The sequence below is a fragment of the Bradyrhizobium forestalis genome (genome assembly GCF_002795245.1).
GTDB classification, from domain to species: Bacteria; Pseudomonadota; Alphaproteobacteria; order Rhizobiales; family Xanthobacteraceae; genus Bradyrhizobium; species Bradyrhizobium forestalis.
This window is the reverse complement of record NZ_PGVG01000028.1, coordinates 44,782-59,911: the sequence shown is the minus strand read 5'-3', so window position 1 is coordinate 59,911 and position 15,130 is coordinate 44,782. Positions and strand designations below refer to the sequence as shown.

Annotated in this window: 14 protein-coding genes and 1 other RNA gene; 11 read left to right on the top strand and 4 right to left on the bottom strand. The window is 65.4% G+C overall.

The features are described from left to right. Window positions 1–124 precede the first annotated feature (124 nt). Complete coding sequence (gene gap / locus CVM73_RS27460; RefSeq protein ID WP_100234925.1) at window positions 125–1,132, bottom strand: type I glyceraldehyde-3-phosphate dehydrogenase; 1,008 nt, start codon at window positions 1,130–1,132, stop codon at window positions 125–127. A 150-nt stretch (window positions 1,133–1,282) separates the two neighbouring features. Beyond that, window positions 1,283–3,298 (bottom strand): transketolase, encoded by a 2,016-nt coding sequence (gene tkt, locus CVM73_RS27455; protein WP_100234924.1) that lies wholly within the window; start codon window positions 3,296–3,298, stop codon window positions 1,283–1,285. A 299-nt stretch (window positions 3,299–3,597) separates the two neighbouring features. On the opposite strand from tkt, the gene CVM73_RS27450 reads away from it, so the two are divergent. From CVM73_RS27450 to CVM73_RS27430, 5 genes are all read left to right on the top strand, one after another. Next, entirely contained in the window at window positions 3,598–3,918 is a 321-nt protein-coding gene (locus CVM73_RS27450; RefSeq protein ID WP_014439722.1) for a DUF4164 domain-containing protein, read from the top strand. Further along, window positions 3,915–4,298, top strand: coding sequence for a cell division protein ZapA (locus CVM73_RS27445; RefSeq protein WP_061025095.1), 384 nt, complete (start codon window positions 3,915–3,917; stop codon window positions 4,296–4,298). The genes CVM73_RS27450 and CVM73_RS27445 overlap by 4 nt, the downstream gene beginning before the upstream one ends. A 236-nt stretch (window positions 4,299–4,534) precedes the next feature. Beyond that, a non-coding RNA gene (ssrS, locus tag CVM73_RS27440) (6S RNA) lies at window positions 4,535–4,695 on the top strand. Window positions 4,696–4,895: 200 nt separating this feature from the next. Then, a complete protein-coding gene (locus CVM73_RS27435; RefSeq protein WP_100234923.1) occupies window positions 4,896–5,492 on the top strand; it encodes a 5-formyltetrahydrofolate cyclo-ligase in 597 nt (198 codons plus the stop codon). Continuing rightward, a complete protein-coding gene (locus CVM73_RS27430) occupies window positions 5,470–6,294 on the top strand; it encodes a TIGR00282 family metallophosphoesterase (RefSeq protein ID WP_167407088.1) in 825 nt (274 codons plus the stop codon). The genes CVM73_RS27435 and CVM73_RS27430 overlap by 23 nt, the downstream gene beginning before the upstream one ends. Window positions 6,295–6,893: 599 nt before the next feature. Here CVM73_RS27430 and CVM73_RS27425 read toward each other — a convergent pair. Then, the gene (locus CVM73_RS27425; RefSeq protein WP_100234922.1) at window positions 6,894–8,318 is read right to left on the bottom strand and encodes a methyl-accepting chemotaxis protein; all 1,425 of its coding nucleotides are present in this window, start codon (window positions 8,316–8,318) and stop codon (window positions 6,894–6,896) included. A 108-nt stretch (window positions 8,319–8,426) separates the two neighbouring features. After that, window positions 8,427–10,175: a methyl-accepting chemotaxis protein gene (locus CVM73_RS27420; protein ID WP_167407087.1), complete on the bottom strand. Its 1,749-nt coding sequence runs from the start codon at window positions 10,173–10,175 to the stop codon at window positions 8,427–8,429. 218 nt (window positions 10,176–10,393) lie between these two features. Between CVM73_RS27420 and CVM73_RS27415 the strand changes: the two genes are divergently transcribed. From CVM73_RS27415 to CVM73_RS27390, 6 genes are all read left to right on the top strand, one after another. Further along, the gene (locus tag CVM73_RS27415) at window positions 10,394–11,140 is read left to right on the top strand and encodes a YebC/PmpR family DNA-binding transcriptional regulator (RefSeq protein ID WP_100234920.1); all 747 of its coding nucleotides are present in this window, start codon (window positions 10,394–10,396) and stop codon (window positions 11,138–11,140) included. Window positions 11,141–11,371: 231 nt separating this feature from the next. Further along, the gene (gene ruvC, locus CVM73_RS27410) at window positions 11,372–11,899 is read left to right on the top strand and encodes a crossover junction endodeoxyribonuclease RuvC (protein WP_100234919.1); all 528 of its coding nucleotides are present in this window, start codon (window positions 11,372–11,374) and stop codon (window positions 11,897–11,899) included. Further along, entirely contained in the window at window positions 11,896–12,513 is a 618-nt protein-coding gene (gene ruvA / locus CVM73_RS27405) for a Holliday junction branch migration protein RuvA (RefSeq protein ID WP_100234918.1), read from the top strand. Before ruvC ends, ruvA begins: the two co-directional genes overlap by 4 nt. After that, a complete protein-coding gene (locus CVM73_RS27400; protein WP_146006667.1) occupies window positions 12,510–12,965 on the top strand; it encodes a hypothetical protein in 456 nt (151 codons plus the stop codon). Before ruvA ends, CVM73_RS27400 begins: the two co-directional genes overlap by 4 nt. Continuing rightward, a complete protein-coding gene (gene ruvB / locus CVM73_RS27395) occupies window positions 12,962–14,014 on the top strand; it encodes a Holliday junction branch migration DNA helicase RuvB (protein WP_100234916.1) in 1,053 nt (350 codons plus the stop codon). Before CVM73_RS27400 ends, ruvB begins: the two co-directional genes overlap by 4 nt. 129 nt (window positions 14,015–14,143) lie before the next feature. After that, window positions 14,144–15,064, top strand: coding sequence for a metallophosphoesterase (locus CVM73_RS27390; protein WP_100234915.1), 921 nt, complete (start codon window positions 14,144–14,146; stop codon window positions 15,062–15,064). The last annotated feature ends 66 nt before the right edge of the window (window positions 15,065–15,130 follow it).

Genomic DNA, 15,130 nt, shown 5'->3' with positions numbered 1-15,130 from the left:
GCGGCGCGCAGTGCCGCTGTGCAGAACCGGGACCCAAATTGCGGCGAGTCCCGCGGTTGAGATGGGTCCCGGATCTGCGAAGCAGCGTTTCACGCTGCATCGCGTCCGGGACACGAGAGCGGAGTTAGATCACCTTCGCCATCGCGACGGCGGTGTCCGCCATGCGGTTCGAGAAGCCCCACTCGTTGTCGTACCAGGACATCACGCGCACCAGCGTGCCGTTCTGCACCTTGGTCTGGTCCTCGTGGAAGGTCGAGGAGTGCGGATCGTGGTTGAAGTCGATCGAGACGTTCGGAGCACTGGTGTAGCCGAGGATGCCCTTGAGCTGCTGCTCAGAAGCGCGCTTCATCGCCGCGTTGATTTCCTTGGCGTCGGTTGAGCGCTTGGCGACGATCTTGAGGTCGACCACCGAGACGTTCGGGGTCGGCACGCGGATCGCGACGCCGTCGAGCTTGCCCTTCAGCTCGGGCAGCACGAGGCCGATCGCTTTCGCCGCACCGGTCGAGGTCGGGATCATCGACATCGCCGCGGCGCGGCCGCGGTAGAGATCCTTGTGCAGCGTGTCCAGCGTCGGCTGGTCGCCGGTATAGGCGTGGATCGTGGTCATGAAGCCGGTCTCGATGCCGACGAGATCGTTCAGCACCTTGGCCACCGGCGCGAGGCAGTTGGTGGTGCAGCTTCCGTTGGAGACGACCAGATGATCCTTGGTCAGCGTCTCGTGATTGACGCCGTAGACGATGGTGGCGTCGGCGCCGTCGGCGGGCGCGGACACCAGCACGCGCTTGGCGCCGGCGGTCAGATGCGCGGAGGCCTTGTCCCTCGCGGTGAAGATGCCGGTGCATTCCAGCGCGATGTCGACGCCGAGATCCTTCCACGGCAGCTTCGAGGGATCGCGCTCGGCGGTCACCTTGATCTTGCCGCCTCCGAGGCTGATGGAATCGCCATCGACGGTGACGGTGCCGGGGAAGCGGCCATGGACGCTGTCGTAGCGGAGGAGATGGGCGTTGGTCTCGACCGGGCCGAGATCATTGATGCCCACGACCTCGATGTCCTTGCGGCCTGACTCGGCGATAGCCCGCAGGACGTTGCGGCCGATGCGGCCAAAACCGTTAATTCCGACGCGGACTGCCATGTTTCGTCTCCTTCAATGACCGTTGTCATCCCGCACAACGCGCGGTTGGCGCGCCTGCGAGGGTTTTTTAGGGGCGGACGCCCGGTTCGGCCGGGCGGTGCGTGATCATATGGGAGATTAGGTAGTCCTTTTTTGCGGCAAGCTCAACTCTCAGGAAACGCGCTTCAGCACAGCGTTAACCGCGGCCTCGGCGGTAATGCCGAAATGCTTGTAAAGCTCCTTGGCAGGACCGCTTTCGCCGAAGGAGTGCATGCCGATGAACTCGCCGTCCGGGCCGATCACGGCATCCCAGCCCCAGCGCACGGCGGCCTCGATCGCAATCTTGACCGGCGCGTTGCCGATGATGGCGGCGCGTTTCGCCTCTGGTTGCGCTAACAACAGCTCGAGCGAGGGAACAGAGACAACGCGCGACGCGATGCCGCGTTCCGCGAGCTGCTTTTGGGCCGTGACCGCGATCTCGACCTCGGAGCCGGACGCGAACAGCGTCACCTTGGCTTCGCCCTGGGCTGCGACCAGCTCATAGGCGCCGGCGGCGCAGGGATTGTCGTTCGGTGCGGTGGTCCGGAGCTGCGGCAGGTTCTGGCGCGTCAGCGCCAGCACGGTCGGTCCGTCCACGCGGTTGAGCGCGAGCTCCCAGCACTCGGCGACCTCGATGGCATCGCACGGACGGAACACGCGCATGTTCGGAATGGCGCGAAGCGCGGCGAGATGCTCGACCGGCTGATGCGTCGGGCCGTCTTCGCCGAGACCGATGGAATCGTGCGTCATCACATAGACGACGCCTGCGCCCATCAGCGCGGCAAGGCGCATCGCCGGACGCGCGTAGTCGGTGAACACCAGGAAGGTCGCGCCGTTCGGCGCGAAGCCGCCGTGCAGGAAGATGCCGTTCATCGCGGCGGCCATGCCGTGCTCGCGGATGCCGTAATGGATGAAGCGGCCCTTCGGCGTCTTGGCCGAGAAGGCGGTTGCCGACTTCGCCTTGTTGTTGTTGGAGCCGGTGAGATCGGCGGAGCCGGCCAGAAACTCCATCGGCATCGCGGCGGCGATCGCCTCGATCGCGGCTTCCGACGATTTGCGCGTCGCCGCGGTCAGCGGCTTCTCTAGCAGCTCCTTCTTGTGCGCGCGCAGCGCCTTTGCGAGCGAAGCCGGACGCTCATGGCGCAGGCGGCGCTCGAACTCGGCGCGCTTGCGGCTGCCGAGCTCACTGATCCGTGCTTCCCATTCCTGGCGTGCCGCGGCGCCGCGGCTGCCGGCCGCGCGCCACGCCTTGAGCACGTCGTCGGGCACCGAGAACGGCTCGAGCGAGATGCCGAGATTTTCCTTGGCGGCCTTGAGCTCGTCGGCCCCCAACGCCTCGCCATGCACCTTCGCGGTGCCGGCCTTGTGCGGCGCGCCGAAGCCGATGGTGGTGCGGCAGGCGATCAGTGTCGGCTTGTTGGATTTCTTGGCGCGCGTGATGGCGTCGGCAATCGCGGCCTGGTCCTGGCCGTCGATCTTCTCGGCGGCCCAGCCCGCCGCTTTGAAGCGCTTCACCTGGTCGACGGAGTCGGCGATCGAGGTCGGGCCGTCGATCGAGATGCCGTTGTCGTCATAGAGCACGATCAGCTTGTTGAGCTTCCAGTGCCCGGCCATCGCGATCGCTTCCTGCGACACGCCTTCCATCAGGTCGCCGTCGGAAGCGAGCACATAGGTGTGGTGGTCGATGATCTTCTTGCCGAACTCGGCGGCGAGCATCTTCTCGGCGAGCGCCATGCCGACTGCGGTCGAGATACCCTGGCCGAGCGGCCCGGTGGTGGTCTCGATGCCCTTGGTGCGGAAGTTCTCGGGGTGGCCAGGCGTGAGCGAGTTGACTTGGCGGAACTGCTTGATCTGGTCCAGCGTCATCTCGGCATTGCCGGTGAGATACAGCAGCGAATAGAGCAGCATCGAGCCGTGGCCGGCCGAGAGCACGAAGCGGTCGCGGTCCGGCCAGGCGGGCGCGGAGGCATCGAATTTCAGGAACTGCGTGAACAGCACCGTGGCAATGTCGGCCGCACCCATCGGCAGGCCCGGATGGCCCGATTTGGCCTTCTCGACGGCGTCCATCGAGAGCCCGCGGATCGCGTTGGCCATACGGGTGTGATCGACCTGCGTATTCGCCATACGGGTGGCATCGAGCTGCATCATGATGAAAATCCGTCTGAAATGAGGTGCTTGATGGCCGTGCACGCCGCGCGGGGTCGAGCCTGGCGGCCACGGGAGCTGGGGTTGGATAGCATCTCGGTTTCGGGAGTCCAAGGCAATCAAACGCCGGTTTGGCCGCAAAAATTGCTTATCGGTGCATAGTTTCGCGGCGGCGTTGCGCTTCCCTAGCTTGCCACGTAAATTTCTGCTTCTAACCGCTTGCCGAACCGAGTCTTTTGCCGGACGGCAAGCTCCAGGGAAAGGCCACTGGGCAAAGGCCGCCAGGTTCCGCCGCTGACTGCATGAACGATCGCGTATCCAACAGTTCCGCCATGACGGAGTCGTCCGCCGTCGAGATCGAGATTGCGACCCGCAGGCTCACGGCGGCGCTCGACGCGCTCGAAAGCGCGGTGGAGCGGCGGCGCGATGCCGATCGCGATGAGAACGAGCTTGCGGCACGCATTCAAGCGCTCGGCGCGGATCGTTCGCGGCTTGCCGACGAGCTCGACGGCGCGCTGGTGAAGGCGCGCAAGCTCGAGCGCACCAATCGCGAGATCTCCGACCGGCTGGATTCCGCAATCGTCACGATACGCTCGGTGCTCGATACCGGAGAGGATGGATGAGCCACATCAACGTCACCATCAACGGCCGGCAATACCGCATGGCCTGCGAGGAGGGCCAGGAGGTGCGGCTGCTCAAGCTCGCCGAAACCCTGGAGACACGCATCCAGTCGCTGCGCGGAAAATTCGGCGAGATCGGCGATGCGCGCCTCACGGTGATGGCGGCGCTGACCGTGTGCGACGAACTGATCGACACCAGCAACCGTGTCCGAACCCTCGAGCAGGAGTTGACCGAGCTCAGGGACTTCCGCAACGCCGCCGTCGAGCGCGCAAGGATGACGCAGACCGCGGTGGTGAACGCGCTGAACGCCGCCGCCGAACGCATCGAGAAATCGACCCAGGTCCTGAACCGCACCGTCGGCAACGGCATCGCGATCGGCTGATGGTGGCCACCCTCCCCTGGAGGGGGAGGGTCGATCGCGCGCAGCGCGAGCGGGGTGGGGTGATCTCTCCACACGGGCACTGTTGGACGTGGAGAGACCGTCACCCCACCCCGTCTCACATTTCGCTGCGCTCCATGTGAGCCGACCCTCCCCCTCCAGGGGAGGGTAAGATCTCGTGCGAACGCGCGGCAGCGGCCGGGCTGGCGATTCGTCAGTATCGTTGTTAGATTGCCTGAGCGAGGCTGCGACGTGCGTCAGGAGCCATATATCCCCGGGGCCTTATCGATCCTTTAGGGAACTGTCCCTGGCCGGGCCCGTGGGCCCGGACATATGGTGCCCACCTACTTTCGTAGGGAACTCCGGGATCGAGTGCTTCAACGGCGTACGCGGCTTCGCACTGTTTTCTTCTGGTCTGTCGAATTGCGTCCCCGACACGCTTGCGGTTCAATCAATCTCGGTGTCATGCCCCGGCTTGACCGGGGCATCCAGTGCGCCGCGGCGTCGAGGTTCTAGCACTGGCGTCTCTGGAATACTGGATCACCCGCCTTCGCGGGTGATGACGGCGGAGCAAGGCTTCGCTTTCGGGGGAAAACGCGCATGTCCAACTCCAAAGCCGAGCTCCGTGCCAAAGCCCTCGCCAAGCGCGATGCGCTGAGCGAGAAGAAGCGCGCTGCTGCGGCCGCCAAGCTCGCCAAGCGCGGGCTGCCGTTCGAGCTGCTGCCGGGCAGCATCGTCTCCGGCTATTCGCCGATCCGCAGCGAGATCGATCCGATGCCGCTGCTCACGAAGCTCGCCGAGCAGGGCGCGAAGCTGGCGCTGCCTTGCGTCACCGCGCGCGGCCAGTCGCTGATCTTCCGCATTTTCCACCCGAACGACCGCCTGATGCTCGGCCCGCTCGGCATTCCCGAGCCGTCGCCTGCAGCGGCCGAGGTCATCCCCGACATCATGCTGACGCCGCTCGCGGCGTTCGACCGCCTCGGCCATCGCATCGGTTATGGCGCGGGGCATTACGATTTCACCTTCGCGCATTTGCGCAAAGCCAAGCACATCGTCGGCATCGGGCTTGCGTTTGCCGCGCAGGAGATCGAGGCGGTTCCGGCACTATCCCACGACGTCGCGCTGGATTATGTGCTAACGGAATCGGACGTGTTCGATTTCCGGAGTTCTGAAGTTGCGCATTCTCTTCGTGGGTGATGTCGTCGGCCGTAGCGGGCGCGAGGCCGTCTCCGAATATCTGCCCGGCATGGTCAAGGACTGGTCGCTCGATCTCGTCGTCGTCAACGGCGAGAATTCGGCCGGCGGCTTCGGCATCACGGAAGCGATCTACCAGGAATTTCTCGAGGCCGGCGCCGATGCGGTGACGCTCGGCAATCACTCCTGGGACCAGCGCGAGGCCCTCGTCTTCATCGAGCGCGCCGACCGCCTGGTGCGCCCCGCCAACTATCCGCGCGGCACGCCCGGCCGCGGCGCCGCCCTGGTGGAGACCAAGAACGGCAAGCACGCCCTCGTCGTCAACGCGCTCGGCCGCGTCTTCATGACCCCGTTCGACGATCCCTTTGCCGCGCTCGAGCGCGAGCTAGGGGCCTGTCCGCTCGGCGTCGCGGCAGATGCCATCGTCGTCGATTTCCATTGCGAGGCTTCAAGCGAGAAGCAGGGCATCGGCTTCTTCTGCGACGGCCGCGCCAGCCTCGTCGTCGGCACGCACACGCACGTGCCGACCGCCGACCACCAGATCCTCGCAGGCGGCACCGCCTACATGACCGACGCCGGCATGACCGGCGATTACGATTCCATCATCGGCATGCAGAAGGAAGAGCCGCTGCGCCGGTTCACATCGGGGATTCCGTCGAGCCGCTTCGAGCCGGCGGCGGGCGCGGCAACGCTCAGCGGCGTCGCGGTGGAGACGGATGATGCGACGGGCCTCGCGCTGCGCATCGCACCGGTGCGCGTGGGGGGAAGGCTGGAGCCGGCGACGCCGAAGTTCTGGTTGAGTTGAACTGCGCGTCAATCGCCGCCCCTCCAGGAGAGGGCAATCGCATATGGAGAAGCGTGGCGAATAGCTCGCCCGCAGCCATCCTTCGAGACGCCCGCCATTGGCGGGCCCTCAGGATGAGGGACCGAGCGCGCGGCAGCAATTTCAATGGGCGCCGACGCTGCTGAGCCTCATCCTGAGCCCCCAGCGCCGAAAGCGGGCGCTGCACATGGAACCATGAACCACCTGCCAGACGTCGTCTGACAGGTGGTTCATGGAGAGGGGCCGCGAAGCGGTCGTCTCGAAGGAGGAGGCGCTTGCTCAGACGGCCGCCAAGAAGTCACCAGCGATAATCCTGCTGGATATGATGGTGACGAGTCATATTTCGGAATATTAGTATTATGCCCCTGTTTTGCCCGACGGGTCAATCGTTGAACGCATCAGTGTGTGCCCCAGCGCTCGGATCAACTCTCCCGAAGGGAGAGGTGAGCCACGCCCGGCCGATCGAGTCTGATTTCGCCAGATGCATAAGCCATTGATTCCGCACACCCCGCCTACTGTGCATGGGGTTGTTTTCGAGCTTTTTATTTCAGGGACGCTCAAACGCCGTCACGCAACGCCCGTCAGCCCTGGCGAAAACCCATCCGGAAGGCGCCCCAGTGCTTGCCGCGGATCATGATCGGCGAGGACAGGTCCTTCATCAGCACGAACTGCCCGCCGCCCATGTCGCGGCGGTAGGTCTGGAGCAGGAAGGGTTTTGTGTTGGCCGCGACCTTCTTCACCGCGCGATCGGTGAACAGGCGGCGGTTGCGGCAGTTGGCGTTATTCCAGACCGGGTCCTTGCCCTGCGGCAGGCGGTAGTTCGGATTGTGGGTCGGCAGGTACCCGCCCTTGGCCCAGGCGACGCAGAACACGATGCGGGGATCGGACTTCTGAATCGGATCCTGGATCGCGGGCAGCACGCGGTCGGTGAACGCGACGTAGCTGGTGTTGTACTGCTTTGGATCGGTGCCGGGGATCTCGCGATAGTTCTCGTCCATGAGCTGGTCGAGCGTGATCTCGCCGCGGTCGATCGCGGCTTCGAACTCTGCTGAAATCCGCTTCGCGGTCTCGACGACGACACGGATCAGCGGCGCATCCGACGTCTCCACGCCGCTGTCGGCGATCAGCGCGATCAGGCCTTCGGAGGTGTCGAGCAGCTTCGCCACCCGCTCGTCGGCGCTCTTGAGGTCGCGCGAGGAGAGGTCGACGCCCCTTGCGAGTTCGTTGAGCTCGCTGATGACGGTGTCGCAATGGCCGAGATTGGAGGTCGCCGCGCGCGCGACGCTGTCGATCTCCGCTTCCACGGAGGCAAAGCCCTGCTGGACGCGCGAGATGATGCCGGAGATCTGCTGGGCGCCCTCGCCGGCGGTCTTGGCGCGCTGCGAGGCGTCGCTGCTCTCGCCGATCAGGCCTTCGATCTGGCCGTCGAGATCGCGCACGGTGTCGGAGATCTCATGCGTGGCCTGGCGGGTGGCCTCCGCGAGGTTCTTGACCTCGCTCGCCACCACCGCAAAGCCGCGGCCGGCGTTGCCGGCGCGGGCCGCCTCGATGGTGGCGTTGAGTGCAAGCAGATTGGTCTGCTTCGCGATCGCCTCGATCGAGCCGGACACCTTTGCCACCTGCGCCAGCGCCGAGCCGACGGCGCTGAGGCGCGCCTCGATCCGCTCCACGGCTGCAACCAGCTCGGAGATATGGTTGACCGCGGTGTCGACGGCGCTGCGCGACTGCGCGATCTCGCCGACCGCCGCCGATGTGGTCGATTGCACCGCCTGCGATGCATTGGCGATGTCGTGGTTGGCCGAGACCATCGTCTCCGCCGTCTTCTGGAGGTGGTGGAACCGCTCCGACTGGTTGGCGACACGGTTCGCGACTTCCTGGACGTTGCCGGCGATGTCGGCGAGCTCGACGCCAAGGCCGCCGATGCGGTCGGCGAGCTGGTCGATCAGCCGTTCGGCGAGTGTCCGGTTGGATCCGGTGTCCAATACTGCAAGTTGTGCGGCGGACATGTCTTGGGCTTCCTCCAGTCAGAGCCGTTCGTCGGCCCTCCGCGGCATTCCCATTCCAATTTGCGACTTAGAGGATGATTCGGGGGCGGCGTCTTGCCTGAGCGTGCACTACAGCTTGTAAGCCGTGCGAAATCCGCCCCAGTGCCGGCCCTGCACGCGGATCGGGACGTCGATCTCGCGCATCATCACCGTGTTCCCGTTGCCCATGTCGCGCGCATAGCTCTGGACAAGGTACGAGCGCAGGTTGTGCGCGGCAGAGAGCCCCGCCGGATCGTTGAAGATGCGCCGGTTGCGGCTGTTGGCCATGTTCCAGGCGACATCGCCCGGCCGCTGCGGATGCGAATAGATCTTGTTGTGCACCGGCAGGAAGCCGTTGCGGTCCACCATGGCGCAGAACGCCATCCGCGGCTCCCTCGCCAGAAAAGCTTCCTGGAACGGCGGCAGGGCGCGGTCGGCCCAGTCGAGATATCTGGTGCGGTATTGCGGCGGATTGGTGCCCGCGATTTCCACGTAGTCTGTGTCGAAAAGATCGTCGATCCCAACCTCGCCGCGCGCAACCGCCTGCTCGAATATCTTCGTCAGCGCATTGCCCGCTTCCAAAGCGCGGGTGACAAACTCTGTGTTCTCCTCATGGATCGACCAGAGCTTATCCTCGATCTTCTCGTTGAGTGCGGCGTTGGCGCCGAGGAATTGCGCGCGGGCGCCGGCCTTGGATTGCTCGACCACGCGCAGGCGGCAGGCGCCGATGTCTTCGAGGGTGCCTTCGATCATCGCTTGCGCCGCAAGCCGGCCGGCGTCCGTGCCGCCGATCAGCACGCCCTCCATCGCGATCTCATAGACGGGCATCACGCCGCGCGTGGTCTCGAACTTGAGGTGGCAGGGCAGCCGCTCGGTCTTGCGGCGGTCGTCGTGCTCGCTTTGGCGCAGCAGCACCGCGCAGCGCGATTTCAGCTTGTGGGCAAAAGTGGTGACGGCCTTGCCGGCACTGGCGACGCTCTCGCCATGGGTCTCGGCCGCCTTGGTCGCGGCATCGATCTCGGCCGCGCTCTCGCCGACCGAGATGATGAACTCCGAGGCGCTGGCAGCATTGCCGGAGACTTCGCTGGTGGTGGCGTTCTGCTCGGCGACCGCGCCGTTGACGGTGTCGAACACCGGGCGGATCGCCTCGATCGCCTGCGAAATGCGATGCACCGCGTCCGCAGAGCCGGCCGCATCGCGCTGCAGCGCATCGATCTTCCGGGTGATTTCTTCCGTCGCGCTCTGGGTCTGCACCGCGAGGGCCTTGACCTCCGTGGCGACGACCGCAAAACCCTTTCCCGCGGCGCCCGCGCGCGCGGCCTCGATGGTCGAGTTGAGTGCGAGCAGCGTCGTCTGCCGCGCGATCTGCGCGATCAGATTGACCACATTGCTGATGGCGGCGGAGGACTCGCGCAAGCGGTCGACATTGGCGCGGGCTTCCTGCGCCGCGGCGCTGGCCTCGTCGGCGAGCTTGCCGGCCTCGCGGACCTGCGCGCCGATCCCCAGGGCGGACTGGGTGAACTTGTCGGCGGCATGGGCGAAGGTGGAGGCGGTCGACTGGGCGGCGTTGGTGCGGCCGGTCAGGGCGTCGGTGCGGTCGCGAATGGCGGCAAGCGTGGCGGCGGTCGCCTCGGCGCCGCCGGCCACCGAATTGGCGGCGCGCTCGAGCTGGCGAATCATCGCGCCGAGCTCGAGTTCCAGCAATTCCAGGATTTCCCTGGCGGAATCGCCCTCGCTGGCCGGGGCGGGCTCGGAATTGGCCACCGGCTGCGTGGCCTGCGGAGCTGCCACAGGTACAGCCATATCAGGCAGACGCTTCCGAAAAAGTCCGAACGCCATCACGTCTCTCTTGTCGGGGAACGGGCGGACGCTATTTTCGCAGGCCGGAATGAAATCAGGGTTAACGGTGCCCGACCTCTAGGCACGGACCATTCCGGTGGCTACCTCTACGGTGCTACCGTAAGGCTACCAGAGCCCTTTGATTCCGGTGGGTTGGCGGCCTATAAGGCCGCGCTTCCCACGCTCACCGTTGGCTGACTATTCCTCAAGAGACACGCATGGCCGGACATTCCCAATTCAAGAACATCATGCACCGCAAGGGGCGGCAGGATGCCCAGAAGTCGAAACTGTTCGGCAAGCTGGCGCGGGAAATCACCGTCGCGGCCAAGCTGGGGACGCCCGACCCCGCCATGAATCCGCGCCTGCGCGCCGCCGTGATCGCCGCACGCCAGGAGAACATGCCGAAGGACAATATCGAGCGCGCCATCAAGAAGGCGCTCGGCAGCGACGGCGAGAACTATGACGAGATCCGCTACGAGGGCTATGGCCCCGGCGGCGTCGCCGTCATCGTCGAGGCGCTGACCGACAACCGCAACCGCGCCGCGTCCGATATCCGCTCCTTCTTTACCAAGTCCGGCGGCAATCTCGGCGAAACCGGCTCGGTGTCCTTCATGTTCGACCGCACCGGCGTCATCGAATATGACCGCAGCGTCGCCTCCGACGACGCGGTGCTGGACGCCGCGATCGAGGCCGGCGCCGACGACGTCGTTTCCGGCGAGGGCGGCCACGAGATCTATGCCTCGACCGAAAGCTATCGCGACGTCGCCAAGGCACTGGAAGCCAAGTTCGGCGAACCGCGCAAGGCCGCGCTGATCTGGAAGCCGCAGAACACGGTCGCGGTCGACGACGAGACCGGCGAGAAGCTGCTCAAGCTGATGGATCTGCTCAACGAGCACGACGACGTCCAGAACGTCTACGCCAATTTCGAGGTGTCGGACGCGCTGATGGCGAAGATGGGCGGGTAAAGCGTCCTTCTAGCCTTTGTCCTCCGCCGTCATCGCCCGCGAAGGCGGGCGATCCAGTATTCCAGAGATGCCAGAGGAATACGGATGAGCCGCGGCGTACTGGATACCCCGCCTTCGCGGGGTATGACGACGGAGTATGGCGTGGGCAGCGGCGCACTCGCTCCCCACTTCCCCTGTTACTTCTGTTCTGTTTCTGTTTCGCTATCATGGGCCAACCGCTATCACTGGCCCATGACCGCGCTCCCGATTCGCCAACCCGTTCGCATCATCGGCATCGACCCCGGCCTGCGCCGCACCGGCTGGGGCGTGATCGAGGCCGAGGGCAATCGCCTGATCTACGTCGCTTGCGGCTCGGTGGAACCGCCGGACGATCTGCCGCTGTCGGGCCGGCTGCTCGCGATCCATGAAGGGCTCGCGGCCGTGCTTTCGAACCATCAGCCGATGGAAGCCGCGGTCGAGCAGACTTTTGTGAACAAGGACGGCGTCGCGACGCTGAAGCTCGGCCAGGCCCGCGGCGTCGCCATGCTGGCGCCCGCAATGTTCGGCATCAGTGTCGCCGAATATGCGCCGAACCAGGTGAAGAAGACGGTGGTCGGCGCCGGTCACGCCGACAAGCAACAGATCGCGATGATGCTGAAGATCTTGCTGCCCAAGGCCGAGCCGCCGTCGGCCGATGCTGCCGACGCGCTCGCCATCGCCATCACCCACGCCCATCACCGCCAGAGTGCGGCGCTCCGGCTGAAGGTGGTGGGGATATGATCGGCAAGCTCAAGGGCCTGATCGATTCCTACGGCGAGGATTTTGTGATCCTCGACGTCGGCGGCGTCGGCTACCAGGTGCATTGCTCGTCGCGCACCTTGCAGCATCTGCCGTCGCCCGGCGAAGCTGCCGTGCTGTCGATCGAGACTTACGTCCGCGAGGATCAGATCAAACTGTTCGGCTTCCGCACCGACCAGGAGCGCGAATGGTTTCGGCTGCTGCAGACCGTGCAAGGCGTCGGCGCAAAGGTCGCGCTCGCCGTGCTCGGCACGCTACAGCCTTCCGATCTCGCCAACGCCATCGCGCTGCGCGACAAGGCCGCGGTGTCGCGCACGCCCGGCGTCGGCCCCAAGGTCGCCGAGCGCATCGTTACCGAATTGAAGGACAAGGCGCCGGCCTTCGCCAATGTCGACCCGGCCGTGGTGCACCTCGCCGGCGCCGTCGACGACCATCGCGCACCGCGCCCGGTTGCGGATGCGATCTCCGCGCTGGTCAATCTCGGCTACGGCCAGCCGCAGGCCGCCGCGGCGATCGCGTCGGCCTCGCGCAGCGCGGGTGAAGGCGCCGAGACCGCGCAGCTCATTCGCCTCGGCCTGAAGGAGCTCGCGAAGTGAGTCCTGGCCTGTACGCTGTTGAAAGATCAGGCAGACCGGAGCTGGTAAGTTTGGGATGCGCCTTCGTCGTTGTTTTCCTGATGACGGTGATCGCAGGTATTCTCGAAACGATTGCATTTTCGGCTTCCGGATGTTTCCTCAGCCGGGTCGTTCGCTGTTTTTCGATCTCGCGCGACGCGATCGGAGTTACGCTGCTTGGTTTGAAGATGTGGGCTTTGCCGGCCTTCATTGCCTCGGTGGTCGTCGTCGTAGTCGGACGGCTCCGCGGTCGTGTGGCCTGGTGGAACGTTGTTCTCCTCGCGCCGGTCCTGTATTTCGTGCTTATAGTCTCGACGTCCAAGTCGCTTGATTTCGTCGGTGAGCCCGAGGTGTGGGTACAGAGCGCGATCTTGTTCATTAACGTTCAACTGTCCCTGTTGGTCGGAAGATTGTTTGGCAGGCTGGCGATATGACGACTCCCAACCGCATGGTCTCGCCCGAGCGCCGCAGCGACGATGTCGGCGACACCGCGCTGCGTCCGCAATCGCTGTCTGACTTCGTCGGCCAGCAGCAGGCGCGCAAGAATCTCTCGATCTTCATCGAGGCGGCGCGCAAGCGCGGCGAGGCGCTGGATCACGTACTGTTCGTCGGTCCCCCCGGTCTCGGCAAAACCACGCTGGCGCAGATCGTGGCCAAGGAGCTCGGCGTCGGCTTCCGCGCCACATCGGGGCCGGTGATCGCTAAGGCCGGCGATCTTGCAGCCCTTCTCACCAATCTCGAAGAGCGCGACGTGCTCTTCATCGACGAGATCCATCGCCTCAGCCCGGCGGTGGAAGAGGTGCTCTATCCCGCGATGGAGGACTTTCAGCTCGACCTCATCATCGGCGAGGGCCCGGCGGCGCGCTCGGTGAAGATCGAGCTGTCGAAATTCACCCTGGTCGGCGCCACCACGCGCGCCGGCCTTCTCACCAATCCCCTGCGCGACCGCTTCGGCATTCCGGTCCGGCTCAATTTCTACACCATCGAGGAGCTGGAGAGCATCGTCAGCCGCGGCGCGCGCGTGCTCAATGTCGGCATGAGCGCTGACGGCGCCAACGAGATCGCGCGCCGCGCCCGCGGCACGCCACGCATCGCCGGCCGTCTGCTCCGCCGCGTGCGCGATTTCGCCTCGGCGGCCGACGCGGACAAGATCGACCGCAAGATTGCCGATCACGCGCTGAGCGCGCTCGAGGTCGACGCCGCGGGCCTCGACGCGATGGACCGCCGCTATCTCTCGACTATCGCGATGAACTATGGCGGCGGCCCGGTCGGCGTCGAGACCATGGCTGCAGCGCTGTCCGAGCCGCGCGATGCCATCGAGGACATCATCGAGCCCTATCTGATCCAGTGCGGCTATCTCCAGCGCACCCCGCGCGGCCGCCTGCTCACCTCGCACGCCTTCCGTCATCTCGGTCTCGCCGAGCCGTCGCGCGATGCGGCGGCACAGTTCGGCCTGTTCGGCACGGATGATAGCGACGAGTGATCTGCTGAAGCGTTCGCCGTTCCGGAATTGATGAATTTTCGGTAATCTCGTGCAGACGATCTGCACGAACGCACCCCAATTCCGCTCCAATCAGATATCATCAAGACGCCGCATCACCATCGGGCTTCCATGATCACGCGCCGTCATCTCATCCGTTCCATCGGCGCCCTGTCCGCCCTCGGGGCTTCGACCGCGGCCTATGGCGTCGGCGTCGAGCCGATGCTGCGGCTCCGCGTCACCCGCTATCATCCGACGCCGCGGCAATGGCCGGCGGATCTTCCGCTGAAGATCGCCGTCATCGCCGACATCCATGCCTGCGATCCCTGGATGCCGCTGGATCGGATCGAGGCCATCGTCGACCGCACCAACGCGCTGAACGCCGATATCATCGTGCTGCTCGGCGATTACGTCGCCGGCCTGCACCAGGTCACGCGCATCATCCCGTCGAGCGAATGGGCCAGAGTGCTGGGCGGCCTCAAGGCGCCGCTCGGCGTCCATGCCGTCATGGGCAACCACGATTATTGGGATGACAGGACGGTGCAGCGGGCCGGGCAGGGGGCGACCGTCGCGCATCGTGCGCTGGAGGCGGCCGGCATACCCGTCTACGAGAACGATGTCGTGCGCCTCACCAAGGACGGCCGTCCGTTCTGGCTCGCCGGGCTCGGCGATCAGCTCGCCTTCCTGCCGGCGCGCCGCTTCCGGAGCATGGTGCGCTTTGGTGCCGACGATCTCAATGCGACGCTCGCCAAGGTCACGGATGATGCGCCCATCATTCTGCTCGCGCATGAGCCCAACATCGCGCCGCGCGTGCCCGCGCGCGTCGCGCTGCAACTGTCCGGCCACACCCATGGCGGTCAGGTCCGCCTGCTCGGCTGGTCCCCCGCGGTTCCGCCGCAGCATGGCGTCCGCCTCGCCTATGGTCATGTCAGGCTGAAATGCGACGTCATCATCTCGGGCGGCCTCGGTTGCAGCATCATGCCGCTCCGCGTCGGCGTGCCGCCGGAGATCGTCGAGGTGACGCTGGGAAGATCAGGGCTGGTTGTGTCCTAACGCGCTTGCGTGTCCGGCTGTTTTTGCGCAAAACGGGCCGGTTACCGACAAGTGAAGAGGCTTCCG

Coding starts and splice junctions, on each gene's coding strand:
- gap (WP_100234925.1), bottom strand. CDS start 1,132: ATGGCAGTCCGCGTCGGAATTAACGGTTTTGGCCGCATCGGCCGCAAC.
- tkt (WP_100234924.1), bottom strand. CDS start 3,298: ATGATGCAGCTCGATGCCACCCGTATGGCGAATACGCAGGTCGATCAC.
- CVM73_RS27450 (WP_014439722.1), top strand. CDS start 3,598: ATGAACGATCGCGTATCCAACAGTTCCGCCATGACGGAGTCGTCCGCC.
- CVM73_RS27445 (WP_061025095.1), top strand. CDS start 3,915: ATGAGCCACATCAACGTCACCATCAACGGCCGGCAATACCGCATGGCC.
- CVM73_RS27435 (WP_100234923.1), top strand. CDS start 4,896: ATGTCCAACTCCAAAGCCGAGCTCCGTGCCAAAGCCCTCGCCAAGCGC.
- CVM73_RS27425 (WP_100234922.1), bottom strand. CDS start 8,318: ATGTCCGCCGCACAACTTGCAGTATTGGACACCGGATCCAACCGGACA.
- CVM73_RS27420 (WP_167407087.1), bottom strand. CDS start 10,175: ATGGCGTTCGGACTTTTTCGGAAGCGTCTGCCTGATATGGCTGTACCT.
- CVM73_RS27415 (WP_100234920.1), top strand. CDS start 10,394: ATGGCCGGACATTCCCAATTCAAGAACATCATGCACCGCAAGGGGCGG.
- ruvC (WP_100234919.1), top strand. CDS start 11,372: ATGACCGCGCTCCCGATTCGCCAACCCGTTCGCATCATCGGCATCGAC.
- ruvA (WP_100234918.1), top strand. CDS start 11,896: ATGATCGGCAAGCTCAAGGGCCTGATCGATTCCTACGGCGAGGATTTT.
- ruvB (WP_100234916.1), top strand. CDS start 12,962: ATGACGACTCCCAACCGCATGGTCTCGCCCGAGCGCCGCAGCGACGAT.
- CVM73_RS27390 (WP_100234915.1), top strand. CDS start 14,144: ATGATCACGCGCCGTCATCTCATCCGTTCCATCGGCGCCCTGTCCGCC.